The sequence below is a fragment of the Paraburkholderia caribensis genome (genome assembly GCF_002902945.1).
GTDB classification, from domain to species: domain Bacteria; phylum Pseudomonadota; class Gammaproteobacteria; order Burkholderiales; family Burkholderiaceae; genus Paraburkholderia; species Paraburkholderia caribensis.
Genome location: NZ_CP026101.1, coordinates 1,397,891 through 1,411,230, shown reverse-complemented (window position 1 = coordinate 1,411,230; position 13,340 = coordinate 1,397,891). Strand labels below are relative to the sequence as shown.

Annotated in this window: 12 protein-coding genes; 6 read left to right on the top strand and 6 right to left on the bottom strand. The window is 64.3% G+C overall.

The genetic code is table 11. The annotated features are described in order from the left end of the window. Positions 1-271 precede the first annotated feature (271 nt). From tilS to cysS, 4 genes are all read right to left on the bottom strand, one after another. Positions 272-1,690, bottom strand: coding sequence for a tRNA lysidine(34) synthetase TilS (gene tilS / locus C2L66_RS06245; RefSeq protein ID WP_060601326.1), 1,419 nt, complete (start codon positions 1,688-1,690; stop codon positions 272-274). 52 nt (positions 1,691-1,742) lie between these two features. Then, positions 1,743-2,714: an acetyl-CoA carboxylase carboxyltransferase subunit alpha gene (locus C2L66_RS06240; protein WP_054934431.1), complete on the bottom strand. Its 972-nt coding sequence runs from the start codon at positions 2,712-2,714 to the stop codon at positions 1,743-1,745. Positions 2,715-2,850: 136 nt separating this feature from the next. After that, complete coding sequence (locus tag C2L66_RS06235) at positions 2,851-3,900, bottom strand: DNA-3-methyladenine glycosylase family protein (protein WP_060601330.1); 1,050 nt, start codon at positions 3,898-3,900, stop codon at positions 2,851-2,853. Between the two features lie 47 nt (positions 3,901-3,947). Next, positions 3,948-5,345 (bottom strand): cysteine--tRNA ligase, encoded by a 1,398-nt coding sequence (gene cysS, locus C2L66_RS06230; protein ID WP_060601333.1) that lies wholly within the window; start codon positions 5,343-5,345, stop codon positions 3,948-3,950. A gap of 250 nt (positions 5,346-5,595) precedes the next feature. Between cysS and C2L66_RS06225 the strand changes: the two genes are divergently transcribed. From C2L66_RS06225 to C2L66_RS06210, 4 genes are all read left to right on the top strand, one after another. Continuing rightward, entirely contained in the window at positions 5,596-6,417 is an 822-nt protein-coding gene (locus C2L66_RS06225) for a tetratricopeptide repeat protein (protein ID WP_054934428.1), read from the top strand. 82 nt (positions 6,418-6,499) lie between these two features. After that, positions 6,500-7,081: a peptidylprolyl isomerase gene (locus C2L66_RS06220; protein ID WP_035990737.1), complete on the top strand. Its 582-nt coding sequence runs from the start codon at positions 6,500-6,502 to the stop codon at positions 7,079-7,081. A gap of 239 nt (positions 7,082-7,320) precedes the next feature. Further along, entirely contained in the window at positions 7,321-7,815 is a 495-nt protein-coding gene (locus C2L66_RS06215; protein WP_035990735.1) for a peptidylprolyl isomerase, read from the top strand. Between the two features lie 65 nt (positions 7,816-7,880). Further along, complete coding sequence (locus C2L66_RS06210; protein ID WP_035990733.1) at positions 7,881-8,681, top strand: UDP-2,3-diacylglucosamine diphosphatase; 801 nt, start codon at positions 7,881-7,883, stop codon at positions 8,679-8,681. A gap of 48 nt (positions 8,682-8,729) precedes the next feature. Here C2L66_RS06210 and cysE read toward each other — a convergent pair whose 3' ends face one another. Both cysE and C2L66_RS06200 read right to left on the bottom strand, forming a co-directional pair. Then, a complete protein-coding gene (gene cysE, locus C2L66_RS06205) occupies positions 8,730-9,542 on the bottom strand; it encodes a serine O-acetyltransferase (protein ID WP_060601336.1) in 813 nt (270 codons plus the stop codon). A gap of 263 nt (positions 9,543-9,805) precedes the next feature. Continuing rightward, complete coding sequence (locus tag C2L66_RS06200; RefSeq protein ID WP_176052555.1) at positions 9,806-10,624, bottom strand: RNA methyltransferase; 819 nt, start codon at positions 10,622-10,624, stop codon at positions 9,806-9,808. Positions 10,625-10,988: 364 nt separating this feature from the next. On the opposite strand from C2L66_RS06200, the gene C2L66_RS06195 reads away from it, so the two are divergent. Together C2L66_RS06195 and lplT are read left to right on the top strand one after the other, a co-directional pair. Beyond that, entirely contained in the window at positions 10,989-11,792 is an 804-nt protein-coding gene (locus tag C2L66_RS06195) for an inositol monophosphatase family protein (RefSeq protein ID WP_054934426.1), read from the top strand. A 138-nt stretch (positions 11,793-11,930) separates the two neighbouring features. Further along, a complete protein-coding gene (lplT, locus tag C2L66_RS06190) occupies positions 11,931-13,229 on the top strand; it encodes a lysophospholipid transporter LplT (RefSeq protein ID WP_060601339.1) in 1,299 nt (432 codons plus the stop codon). Positions 13,230-13,340 lie beyond the last annotated feature (111 nt).

Below are 13,340 nucleotides of genomic sequence, written 5' to 3'. Positions count from 1 at the left end.
CGGGGTGGCTAACGGCTTGGAGCGCGCCCCGGATGTCCGCGTAAGAACAGCCAGGTAACACGACAAAAAGCGAGTCGGGCAAACAAGTTACCCTACCTGATCGGCAATAAAAAGACAAGCCGCAATCCGGGCAAAGGCCGTTGCAAATGCTTGTCGTAGAAGGATTTGCGGCGATTGTTGCGCGCGCATGACAATGTCCGTCCGGCCGGTCGGGCGTCGGCCGCGGGCGACGCGGAGGTCCGTCAAACGGAATGCGCGCCTAACGCGCGCGTTACGCGAGCGTCAGATCCTCGCGCCAGTCGATCCGGATGTAACGCGCGCCCGCAGGCTGAGCCGGGTCGAAGCGCGCGGCGCGGTTGACGCCGATCAGCGGCACGAACAGCAGTGCGTCACCGGCGAAAAGCAATGGCACGTCGCGCTTCCACGACGGCACGCCGCGCTCCTGAAACAGATTCTTCAACGTGCGGCTCGGGCCGTTCGCGACGCAGCGCAGCCGTTCGCCGCCGCGGCGCGAGCGCGCAATGAGCGGCGCGCGCGTGAGCGCATCGGCGGGAATCGCGTCGGGCGAATCGGCGCTCGCATCGCCGAACACAAACGTGCCGCGCCACTGCGGCAAACGCCACACGCTTTGCCCTTGCCATACGAGCACGCTTTCGGCGCGTTCGACGAGTGCCGTTTCGTCGGCGGGATCGGCGCTGTCGCCCGCTTCCCAATAGACCTGCCCGCGATAGCTGCGCAATGCCTGGCCGGCGTGATCGACTCGCAAGCTGTGTGCATCGCCGATCGCGCGCAACTGCCGCAGCGCATCCGTCAGACGCGCAGTCGATGCAGCGGGCAAGGCGAGCGTGCGCATCCAGTAACGCAGCAGATTCGCCGCGCGATCGTCGTCGAGCGCGAGCAGCGCGTCGCGCGACAATGCGCCCTCTTCTTCGCCACGAGCCGTTTGCAGATCGATGCGCGCAAGCTCGTCGAGCAGGCGCTGCGCCGAAGCCGCGTGCGCCGCCGTGCGGGCGAGCGCATCGCGGAAGCCCGGAAAATGGACGGCGAGCGACGGCAGCACATCGTGACGCAGCGCGTTTCGCGCGTAGCGCGTGTCGGTGTTCGACTCGTCGTCGATCCAGCGCAGATCGCGCGCGTGTGCGTATTGCTCCAGTTGCGCGCGCAGCAGATGCAGCAGCGGACGCACCCTTGGAACGGACGCGCCGGACGGCAGATATTCCGGCGCCATCGCCGCCAGCCCCGCAAGCCCTGCTCCGCGCAGCAGTTGCAGCAGCACGGTCTCCGCCTGATCGTCGGCATGCTGCGCGAGCCACAGCGTGCGCACGTCATGCTGCGCGCAAAGCGCATCGAGCGCACGATAACGCGCGTCGCGCGCCGTGGCTTCGAGGCTCAGACCGCTCGCGCGTGATACGTCGACATGAAGCGACGCAAACTCGACACTGCGTTCCCGCGCAAACGCGTCGCAATGGGCAAGCCATGCGTCGGCATTGGCGCTCAGACCGTGATGAACATGAAACGCGAGGCAGCGCGACGCACCAGCGACACGCACTGCGGCATCGAGCAACACCGTCGAATCGACGCCGCCGCTAAACGCAATCGCGATGCGCGCATCGTCGGGCAAGGCAGCAAACGCAACGCCGACCGCATCGAGAACGAGGCGGTCGGCGGGCGTGTCAGCGGAGGGAGTCACGGTGTGACGGCGCTTGCGGTACGCAAGGCGCCTTCGAAAGAGAACGCAAGGCTTACGCGCCCGGCGTCGTTTCCTTGAACTTGCCGTAGGCCATCAGGCGTTCAAAGCGGCGTTGACGCAGATCGTTCGTGCTCATGCCCTGGAACTGGCGCAGCGAATCGGCGAGCGCGCGGCGCAGCAACGCCGCCATGCCCTTCGGATCGCGATGCGCGCCGCCGAGCGGCTCATTCACGATCTTGTCGATCAGGTTCAGCGCCTTCAGCCGATGTGCAGTCAAGCCCAGCGCTTCCGCCGCTTCCGGCGCTTTCGCGGCGCTCTTCCACAGAATCGACGCGCAGCCTTCCGGCGAGATCACCGAGTACGTCGAGAACTGCAGCATCAGCACGCTATCCGCGACGGCGACGGCCAATGCGCCGCCCGAACCGCCTTCGCCGATGATCGTCGAGATGATGGGCGTCTTCAATTCGGCCATCACATACAGATTGCGGCCGATCGCTTCGGACTGGCCGCGTTCTTCCGCGCCGATGCCGGGATACGCGCCCGGCGTGTCGATGAACGTGAAGAGCGGCAGGCCGAACTTCTCGGCGAGACGCATCAGACGTTCAGCCTTGCGATAGCCTTCGGGGCGCGGCATGCCGAAATTGCGCAGCGCGCGCTCTTTCGTGTCGCGGCCCTTCTGATGACCGATCACCATGCACGGCTGGCCGTTGAAACGCGCGAGGCCGCCGACGATCGACAGGTCGTCCGCATACGAGCGGTCGCCATGCAGTTCGTGGAAATCGGTGAACAGTTCGTTGATGTAGTCCTGCGTGTACGGACGCTGCGGATGACGCGCAATCTGCGAAACCTGCCACGGCGTCAGGTTGGTATACAGATCTTTCGTGAGCTGCTGGCTTTTCTTCGACAGCCGCTCGATCTCTTCCGAAATATCGACGGCCGAATCGTCCTGCACGAAGCGCAATTCTTCGATTTTCGCTTCGAGCTCCGCGATCGGCTGCTCGAAATCCAGAAAGGTGGTCTTCATTGGTTTTTAATCCTTCGACTTACCGGCAGCGCGTATTCTAACCGCGCGCGCCCATGTCAAAACCGTCTCGAATCTATCAATTTTACCAAATCGATAGATTCCGACGGTTTTTGCCTTCTTGCTTCAATGCTTCGCTTCAGCCGCCGGCCGGCGCGGGATCGAGGCTGCGCCACATGTACCAGGTCGCGACGGTGCGCCACGGCTCCCAGTTCGCGGCGACTTCACGCGCTTCGCTGCGCGTCACCGGCTCACCGCTGAAATAGTTCTGGCTGATCGCGTGGATCAGATTCGGGTCGTCGAGCGGCAGCACGTCCGGACGCGACAGATCGAAAATCAGGAACATTTCGGCCGTCCAGCGGCTGATGCCGCGAATCTGCGTCAGTTCGGCGATCACGTCCTCGTCTTCCATCGACGTCCACTTGCCGACGTGTAATGCACCCGAGACGAAGTGATGCGCGAGATCGAGAATGTACTCGGCCTTGCGCTTCGAGACGCCGCAGCTCATCAGATTGTCCTGGCCGAGCTTGATGATCTGTTGCGGCACGAGCTTCGGACAGGCGGCGACGATGCGCTGCCACATCGACTGCGCGGACGCGACGGAAATCTGCTGGCCGATCACCGAGCGCGCGAGCGTGACGAACGGATCGGCGCGGCTCGACAGATGCACGGGACCGAACTTCGGGATGAGCTTCTTCAGAATGCGGTCGCGCTTGACGAGATCGGCACAGGCCTTGTCCCAATACGCCGGACGCGTGACGACGGACGACTGCGGGTCGCCCTGCACGGCCTGTTCGCTTTCCGCCGACGGCACGGCCGCGCGCAGCTTGCGCACCGTTTCGCCCTCGCGGGTTTCGTGCGCGAGCTCCTGCAGATCGCCTGCGAGTTCCGCTGGCAGCGACCCGTTGCCCTTCGCGTGCGCGGCCCGCGCGCGCGACGGCTTCACAGCGGTTGCTTCGGGCAGGTCCGCGCCGTTGGGCAGGTGTCGGGACGACGACTGCTTTGCCAGCGCGCCGTGCGAACCCGTCGTTTTGCGCGGGCCATGCAAACCCGCCTTGGCGCCTTTCGCCGACGCCGATTTCACCGCCACCTTCGCTGCGCCGCTTCGCGCCCGTACTGCCTTTACCTTAGCTGCCGCGTTTGATTGAGACGTGGCCCGTTTAGCCGGCGTCTTCGTGGCCGTTGCCATCCTGCCTCCTGCCTGGCGAGTCGATCAGTGGGAAGTGCGAGGTGCGCTCAAACGCGCCGCCACTCGGTCAACCCGCCCGGTTTGTCTTCGAGCGCAACACCGGCATCCAGCAATTCCTTGCGGATCCGGTCTGCCTCGGCGTAGTCCTTTGCCTGCTTTGCGGCGACGCGCGCGGCGATCTTCGATTCGATCGCTGCGACATCGAGCGCACCCTCGCTTTCGCTGCCCGCCGCCTGCTGCAAATAGGCGCGCGGTTCGCGCCTGAGCAATCCGAGCACCAGCGCCAGACCGTGCAACTGACGGGCCAGCGCGGCATCACGCGTGCGGTTCACTTCGCTCGCCAGCTCGAACAGCACCGACACGGCAACAGGCGTATTGAAGTCGTCGTTCATCGCCGCGCGAAAACGCTGCGCGTGCGCTTCGTCCCAGTCGATCTCGCCCGCTTCCGGCGGCGTGTCCTTCAGCGCGGTATACAGACGCGCAAGCGCGCTGCGCGCATCGTCGAGATGCGTGTCGCTGTAGTTCAGCGGCGAGCGGTAATGCGCGCGCGCAATGAAGAACCGCACGACTTCGGCATCGTACTTCGCGAGCACCTCGCGGATCGTGAAGAAGTTGCCGAGCGACTTCGACATCTTCTCATTGTCGATCTGCACGTAGCCGTTGTGCATCCAGTAATTGACGAAGGTTTGATGTGTCGCGCCTTCACTTTGCGCGATTTCGTTTTCGTGGTGCGGAAACTGCAGGTCCTGGCCGCCGCCATGAATGTCGAAATGTTCGCCGAGCAGCGTGCAGCCCATCGCCGAGCACTCGATGTGCCAGCCAGGACGGCCGCGCCCGTACTTCGAATCCCAACCGGTGTCGGCGGGCTCGTCGGGCTTCGACTGCTTCCACAGCACGAAGTCGAGCGGGTCCTGCTTCGCGTCGTTGGCGGCGACGCGCTCGCCCGCGCGCAGGTCCTCGAGCGACTTGCCCGACAGCGCGCCATAGTTCGCGAACTTGCGCACCGCGTAGTTCACGTCGCCGTCGGCGGCCTGATACGCGTAGCCGTTCTGCTCGAGCTTCTCGATCATGCCGAGCATCTGCGGAATGAAGTCCGTCGCGCGCGGCTCGAGATCGGGCCGCTCGATGCCGAGCGCGTCCGCATCCTCGTGCAGCGCCGCGATGAAGCGGTCCGTCAGCGCGCGGATCGACTCGCCGTTCTCGACTGCGCGACGAATGATCTTGTCTTCGATGTCGGTGATATTGCGCACGTAGGTGACCTTGTAGCCGAGCGTGCGCAGCCAGCGCTGCACGATGTCGAATACGACCATCACCCGCGCATGGCCCACGTGACAGTAGTCGTACACCGTCATCCCGCAGACATACATACGCACTTCGCCTTCATGAAGCGGCACGAAATTTTGCTTGTCACGCGCGAGCGTGTTGTAAATGCGCAGAGATTCCATAGAGACGATGCGTGGGCCGAAAGAAATCCGCTTGGTCTTCGTTCATACCGCGCCCGAAGCAATCATGCAACTGCATGCTGTACGAACACGGGCGGTGCGGCATGACTGACAGCCGTCGCGCAACGGCGCGGGATCAGGCTGACGTCAAGGCGGAGACGACCACGAGTGGCGAAAAGACAGTCTGTGGTTCGACGGAACGCGCAGACCTTTTGTTAGAATGGGTCGGAGTATAACATCCCGACCTGAGCCTATGAAACACTCCAGCGGCCGCGCGCGAGGCGCCACGCCCCTCTTCGCGACGGCGCTCCGCTCGACGCTACGCCCGATTTCCGGCATCTCGTTCCGTGCGGGTGCCCGTCCGGGTTTGCTCGCGGCGCTGAGCACGGCAGCGGGCGCGACCTGCTGCGGCCTCGCCCTCATGGTCCTGCCTGCCGCGCCCGCCTTCGCGCAGAAAACGCCGACCGTCGCACACGGTCCGGCCGTGCGCGACGCGACACCCGACGCCGACGCGTCGATCCAGCAGAAGAACTGGACGGCCGCGCTCACGCAGCTCGATGCGCGCATCGCGACGAATCCGCGCGACGCGCAAGCCAAGTTCAAGCGCGCCACCGTGCTTGCGCGTCTGAACCGCGACGACGAAGCGATCGCCGCATTCACTGAACTCACCGAGACATTCCCCGAACTGCCCGAACCGTACAACAACCTCGCTGCGCTCTACGCGAAGCAGGGCCGCTATACGGAAGCGCGCGCCGCGCTGGAAACGGCCGTCAAGGCGAGCCCCGGCTACGGCCTCGCGTACGAGAATCTCGGCGACCTCTATCTGCGCATGGCGGATCAGGCGTATCGCCGCGCACAAAATCTGGGCGCAGGCAACGGCACGACAACGCAGCGCATCGCCGACATCGAGAAAATCGTCACGCCGCGCAAGACGCCCGTGACGAAGACCAGCCAGCCGGCTGATACCGGCTACACGAATCGCGCCATGCAGAACGTTACCGAGACGCCCGGTTTCACGTTCGGCGGCCCGAACGGTTCGCTCGCGACGCCGCCGTACGTTGCACCATCGCAGTGAGCGCCGGCACGCATGCCTTCAGGCAGCGCGCCTGTCGACGTCTTTCATCTGAGTTCACCCTGTTTTCACCCCGAGGATTTACATGAAATGGTTGATGTTGGCGCTCGGCAGCGCCGCCCTGATCGCGAACGCACCGGCTTTTGCGCAAAACGGATCACAGGCTGCGCATCCGTCCGTTCTCTTGAAGACGTCGGAAGGCGATATCCGCGTCGAGTTGTATCCTGAGAAAGCGCCGAAGACGGTTGCCAATTTCCTCGACTACGTGAAATCCGGTCAATATAACGGGACGATCTTCCATCGCGTGATTCCCGGCTTCATGGTCCAGGGCGGCGGCTACACGACGAGCTATGCGGAAAAACCGACGCGCGCGCCGATTCCGCTCGAAAGCCGCAACGGCCTGAAGAACATGACGGGCACGATCGCGATGGCACGCACGAGCGACCCGAATTCTGCCACCGCGCAGTTCTTCATCAACACGGTCGACAATGCGGGCCTCGACTATCCGAATCCGGACGGCAACGGCTACGCGGTGTTCGGCAAGGTCACGTCGGGCATGGACGTCGTGAAGAAGATCGAGGGCACGCCGACCACCTCGCGCGGCCCGATGAGCGATGTGCCGCAAAAGCAGATCGTGCTCCAGTCGGCGACAATCGTCGGTAAGTAACCCGGCAATAAGCCAGGAACAGAATTTGGCAATGAAGCGGCCCTGCGGACCGCGAGAAGGCGCTCGGTAGCACACGGGCAAACGAAGCATTTGCAAACAGGGTGACGCGCACGCCGCCGGCAACTCGATGCACGGCGCCAGCGCGGCACCGAACTAACCATGCCACGGGCGCAGGCCGATGGCCGCACAGACGGCGATGCACCGCGCCCTCCACTCACCTAGACCCAAAGGAAATCATCATGGTTGAACTGCACACGAACCACGGCGTCATCAAGCTGGAACTGGACGCAGAGAAGGCGCCGAAGTCGGTTGAAAACTTCCTCGCCTACGTGAAGGCCGGCCACTACGACAACACGGTGTTCCATCGCGTGATCGACGGCTTCATGATCCAGGGCGGCGGTTTCGAGCCCGGCATGACGCAGAAGCCGACCAGCACGCCGATCGCCAACGAAGCGAACAACGGTCTGAAGAACGTGAAGGGTTCGATCGCGATGGCGCGCACGAACGACCCGCACTCGGCGACGGCTCAGTTCTTCATCAACGTCAACGACAACGACTTCCTGAACCACTCGTCGCCGACGCCGCAAGGCTGGGGCTACGCGGTGTTCGGCAAGGTCGTCGAAGGCCTCGAAGTCGTCGACGCGATCCGCAAGGTGAAGACGGGCTCGAAGGGCTTCCACCAGGACGTGCCCGTCGACGACGTGATCATTGAAAAGGCCGTTGTCGTCGAGTAAGAGAATTACTCATACGAACAGCCTATTCTTTAAGAAGCGCTGAGCAACTAGAGAAGCACACTTCCATGCTGCAAGAGACGCCGCTGCGAAGCGTCGCTGCGGGCGTGCCTGGCGAGGGCAAACGCCCGCACGCGGCGCGCCCGTTTTTCTTTATCGCCGACCTGCATCTGAGCGAGGCGATCCCACAGACGGTCCACGCGTTCGAGCATTTCATCCGCGTGACGGCCGAGCATGCGGATTCCGTTTTTATTCTCGGCGACCTGTTCGAATACTGGATCGGCGACGACATGCTCGCCGAACCTTTTCCCGCCCGCATGGCCGCGCTGATGCACACGCTCTCGGAGCGCGGCATCGCGCTCTACATCATGCACGGCAATCGCGACTTCCTTCTGGGCAAGCGCTTCATGAAAGCGGCGGGTGCCATCTGGCTGCCCGATCCGTTCGTCATCACCGCGTTCGGCACGAAAATCGCGCTCACCCACGGCGACGCGCAATGCACGTCGGACCGCAAATATCAGCGCTTTCGCGGCTTCGCGCGCAACCATTTCGCGCAGTGGCTGTTTCTTGTGTGGCCGTATCGCTGGCGTAAGGCTCTGGCGGAAAAAATGCGCAGGTCGAGTGAAGCGGGACGCCAGCGCCCCGTATCGCCGCGTTACGACGTGACGTCGGAAGGCATCGCCGCGCTCTTCAAGAAGACGAAGACGGCCACCATCATTCACGGCCATACCCACAGGCCAGCGCTGCATCATGAAAAAGGCGGTATGCGCTGGGTGTTGCCCGACTGGGATCTCGACCACGGCGAGCGTCGCGGCGGTTATGTACGCATCGATTCCGAAGGGATCAAGGCGCTGCGGCTGGACAAGTAGTCGTTTTCACCCTCTTTCCCCTCCCCGCACCCTTCGATCTGGCGCCGCTCAGCGCGCCGTTTCCTCGACCTTCCCCTCGATCGCCGCCGACAGACGGCGCAGATCGAGCAATGCCGCGTCCGCGCCATGCAGCGCTTCAAGGCTGGCGCCGAGCCGCTCGAGCGCCGCGACGACTTCGTCGATGCGCTGCGATTGCGTCGACGCGTGATTGACCAGCCCATGAATGGCAAGCGAGACGGGATCGTCGGCATTCGGCGTGATGCCGTACGCGCAGAACCCCGGGCGAGCCGTCGTCGCCTTGCCGTCGGCGCCCGCGGGTGCGGGAGCCGACGTCACCGACGCCGTCGCCGGCATGATCACGCGCGCCGGATTGCCGACGGCCGTGCCGCCTGCCGGCACCGGCTTCACGACGACCGCGTTCGAGCCGATCTTCGCGTCCGCGCCAATCGTGAAGCCGCCGAGCACCTTTGCACCCGCGCCGACGATCACGCCGCGCTCCAGCGTTGGATGGCGTTTCGCGCCGCGCGTGAGCGACGTGCCGCCTAGCGTGACGCCCTGATAGATCGTGCAGTCGTCGCCGATTTCCGCCGTCTCGCCGATCACGACGCCCATGCCGTGGTCGATGAATACACGCCGCCCGACTGTCGCGCCCGGGTGAATCTCGATCCCGGTCATGAACCGGCCGAACTGCGACACGAAACGCGCGATCCAGCGGCGGTTGGCGCGCCAGCAGGCATGCGCGACACGGTGGAATATCAGCGCGTGCAGGCCCGGGTAACACGTGAGGACTTCCCAGGCGCTGCGGGCGGCGGGATCGCGCTCGCGGATCGTGGCGATGTCTTCGCGGAGTCTCGTGAACATGGCAGTGAGGCTGTCGTAGGGATTGATCGCCGCCGCGCATTGCGCGGGGAGCGGGCCGCCGGTGCGTGCGCCGTCGCGTCCGCGGTTACGGGCGCGATCATGTGCATTCCAGCCGGCAAGCTTTGCTTATGACGTTTCGGGCCATTGTAGGGCGAATGCGCGGAACCTGCCGGAAGCCCACGCGGACGACAAGGTTTGCGCTTTCGCGGAAAGCGAAGGCCGCCGCGCACGCGGCTGCGCCCGGCATGAGACGCGCGCGCCGCTCAACGCTCGTCGCCGTCGCGCCCTTTCGCCTTCAGCAGAATGTGCTTCGCAATTCCACGCACGATGTTGACCTCTTCACGCTCCAGACCCGAACGCGCGAACAGCCGCCGCAAGCGCGACATCAGTTTTTTCGGGTTGCCGGGATCGAGAAAGTCGAGCGCGATCAGCGCGTTTTCGAGGTGCACGTACATGCGCTCGATTTCGTCGCTCGCGGCGAGCGTGCCCGCGCCGCCCGCCACCGGCTCCGATCCGTCGCTGTCGACCAGATAGGCCATGCGCAGTTCGTACGACAGGACCTGAATGGCCTGCGACAGATTCAGCGAGCTGTACGCAGGATTGGCGGGAATATGGGCGAGCGCGCTGCACCGCTCGACGTCTTCGTTGGACAGCCCCGTGCGCTCGTTGCCGAACACCAGCGCGATATCGCCATGCACGGCGTGTTCGCGCGCCTGGGTCGCGGCCGCGCGCGGCGCGAGCTGGGGCGGCCCGTATTCGCGCGCGCGCGCCGTCAGCGCCAACGACCAGTGCGCGCCCGACAGCGCATCGGCGAGCGTCGGCACGACATGGGCGGACGCGAGCACGTCGTCCGCGCCGGAGGCCATCGCGATCGCCTCGGGGTCGTTTTTCACGTCCGCCACGCGCGGCGACACGAGAACGAGCCGTGAAAAGCCCATGGTCTTCAACGCGCGCGCCGCCGCGCCGACGTTGCCGGGATGACTCGGCTCGACGAGCACGAAACGCGTCGACGTGAAACCGCCGCCGATGCTGGAACTGTCGGAAGCGATACTGGAGGAAGGCGAAGCAGGGGTTTGAACCACGATGAGCTTTGGAAACGAGGAAACAGTAATGTTAGCGCCAACCCGCCGCCTCTTTCCATCTGCCGACCGGCCGATGCCGTACCGGGCGAACGTCATAGGCCCGGTTGCCTGCGCGCGGGTCCGCCCCAACCGCCTCGAAACGGCGAGACTCAGGTAAAATCCCGATATTCGCGCCGTGCCACATTGTCTCTCACGGGGACATCGGCCACGGCGCACCGCTCTTCTTCAATTTGTCTCCGTCGACGGAATGTGCTGCCAGATTTCGACTCAATCGTGTCGGGCGCCCGTTTCGCATGATTAACAGCTTATTTTCAGCTCAACACCGGGCAGCCGCCGTGCGCGTCCGGCACAAGGATCCAGACTCATGCATCCCATGCTCAATATCGCTGTCAAGGCCGCTCGCCGCGCCGGGCAGATCATCAACCGCGCGTCGCTCGATCTCGACCTCGTGCAGGTCAGCAAGAAGCAGCACAACGATTTCGTCACGGAGGTCGACAAGGCGTCCGAAGCCGCCATCATCGAAACGCTGACCACCGCCTACCCCGATCACGCAATCCTCGCCGAAGAGTCCGGCGAATCGGGCAACGAGTCCGAATTCCAGTGGATCATCGATCCCCTCGACGGCACCACGAACTTCATCCACGGCTTCCAGTATTACTGCGTGTCGATCGCGCTTGCGCACAAGGGCATCATCACGCAGGCAGTCGTCTACGACCCGACGCGCAACGACCTGTTCACGGCCTCGCGCGGCCGCGGCGCGTATCTGAACGACCGGCGCATCCGCGTCGGCCGCCGCGACCGGCTCGCCGACAGCCTGATCGGCACGGGCTTCCCGTTCCGCGAAAAAGACACGCTCGAAGCGTACACGCAGCTCTTCGCCGACATGACGAAGGCTTGCGCGGGCCTGCGCCGCCCGGGCGCCGCAGCGCTCGATCTGGCGAACGTCGCGGCGGGACGCCTCGACGGTTTCTTCGAGCAAGGCATCAGCGCGTGGGACATGGCGGCGGGCAGTCTGCTCGTCACGGAAGCGGGCGGCCTGGTCGGCAATTACACGGGCGACTCGGACTTCCTGCATCTGCATGAGATCGTCGCCGGCAACCCGAAGGTGTATGCGCAGATGATTCCGATTCTGTCGCGTTACACCAAGACGAAAGAGCAGGCAGCTTAAGACGCTGCGTGCGGTTGAAAGCGGCCTCGGCCGCTTTTTTCTTTTTGGGCTCGCGACTCGCGATACATCGCGCACCTCATCGGCACACCCGCATCACATCCACGGCAAAATTGCGGGCGCTGTGTTTCAATCGGGACCATGAAGAAAGGTTTCTACACGATCATCGCGGCGCAGTTCGTGTCGTCGCTCGCCGATAACGCGCTGCTGATCGCGGCCATTGCGCTGCTCACCGAGATCCGTTCGGCTGCGTGGATCACGCCGCTGCTGCAGATCTTCTTCACGATTTCCTACGTGCTGCTCGCGCCGTTCGTCGGCGCATTCGCCGACGCGCTGCAAAAGCGCCACGTGATGTTCATCTCGAACGCGCTGAAGGCGTGCGGCTGCCTGCTGATGATCGGCGGCGTGCATCCGATGATCGCGTACGGCGTGGTCGGCTTCGGCGCAGCCGCGTACTCGCCCGCGAAGTACGGCATTCTCACCGAGCTGCTGCCCGCCGACCGGCTCGTCGCCGCGAATGCGTGGCTCGAATCGGCGACCGTGCTGTCGACCATCGTCGGCACGATGCTGGGCGGCGCGCTGATCAGCACTTACGCGTCGCGTTTCGTGCAGCACGCGCATTGGCCGCTGATCCATTCCGCCGCGGACCTCGCGATGCTCGCCGTGATGATCACCTATGCGATCGCGGCCGCGCTCAATGTCGGCATTCCCGACACGGGCGCGCGCTATCCGAACCGGTTGACGGAGCCGGGCGAACTGGTCGGCGAATTCGTGCGCTGCTTCAACGTGCTGTGGGCCGACCGTCTCGCGCAGATCGCGCTGTGGGTCACGACGCTGCTGTGGGGCGGCGCGGTCACGCTGCAACTGCTGGTGCTCAAATGGGCCGACGCGAATCTCGGGCTGTCGCTGTCGAAAGCGGCCGTCATGCAGGGTGTGGCCGGCCTTGGCATCGCCGTGGGTGCCGCCGCCGCCGCCGCGTGGATTCCGTTGCGCGCGTCGCTCAAAGTGTTGCCCGTCGGTCTGATCATGGGTGCCGTGACCGTCGCGATGGCCTTCTACAACAAGAACCTGTTTCCGCCCGGCGCGGGTCTGCGCGTCGGTGAACTCTTTGCGCCCGCGTACATCATCTTCGCGTATCCGCTGATGGTGCTGCTCGGCGCGCTGTCAGGCTTTTTCATCGTGCCGATGAACGCGATTCTCCAGCATCGCGGCGCAACCCTCCTCACTGCCGGCCACTCGATCGCCGTGCAGAACTTCAACCAGAATCTCGCCGTGCTGCTGATGCTCGGCGCGTACGCAATCCTGCTGACGGCGAAGATGCCCGTGCAGTGGATCATCACCGTGTTCGGCGTGTTCATCACGGGCATGATGTGGCTTGCGCAGCGGCGCAGCGCCGCGAACGCGCACAAGGTCGACATGCGCGCGCTGATCGAAGAATGAACGAAGCGTACGCGCGTCTGTCAGGCGACGGCAACCTGGCCATCCGGCCAGGTTCGCTCGGCGCGTCGGCGGGTTAAACTCACGCCCTGAACAGTCACGCAAGAAAGACAC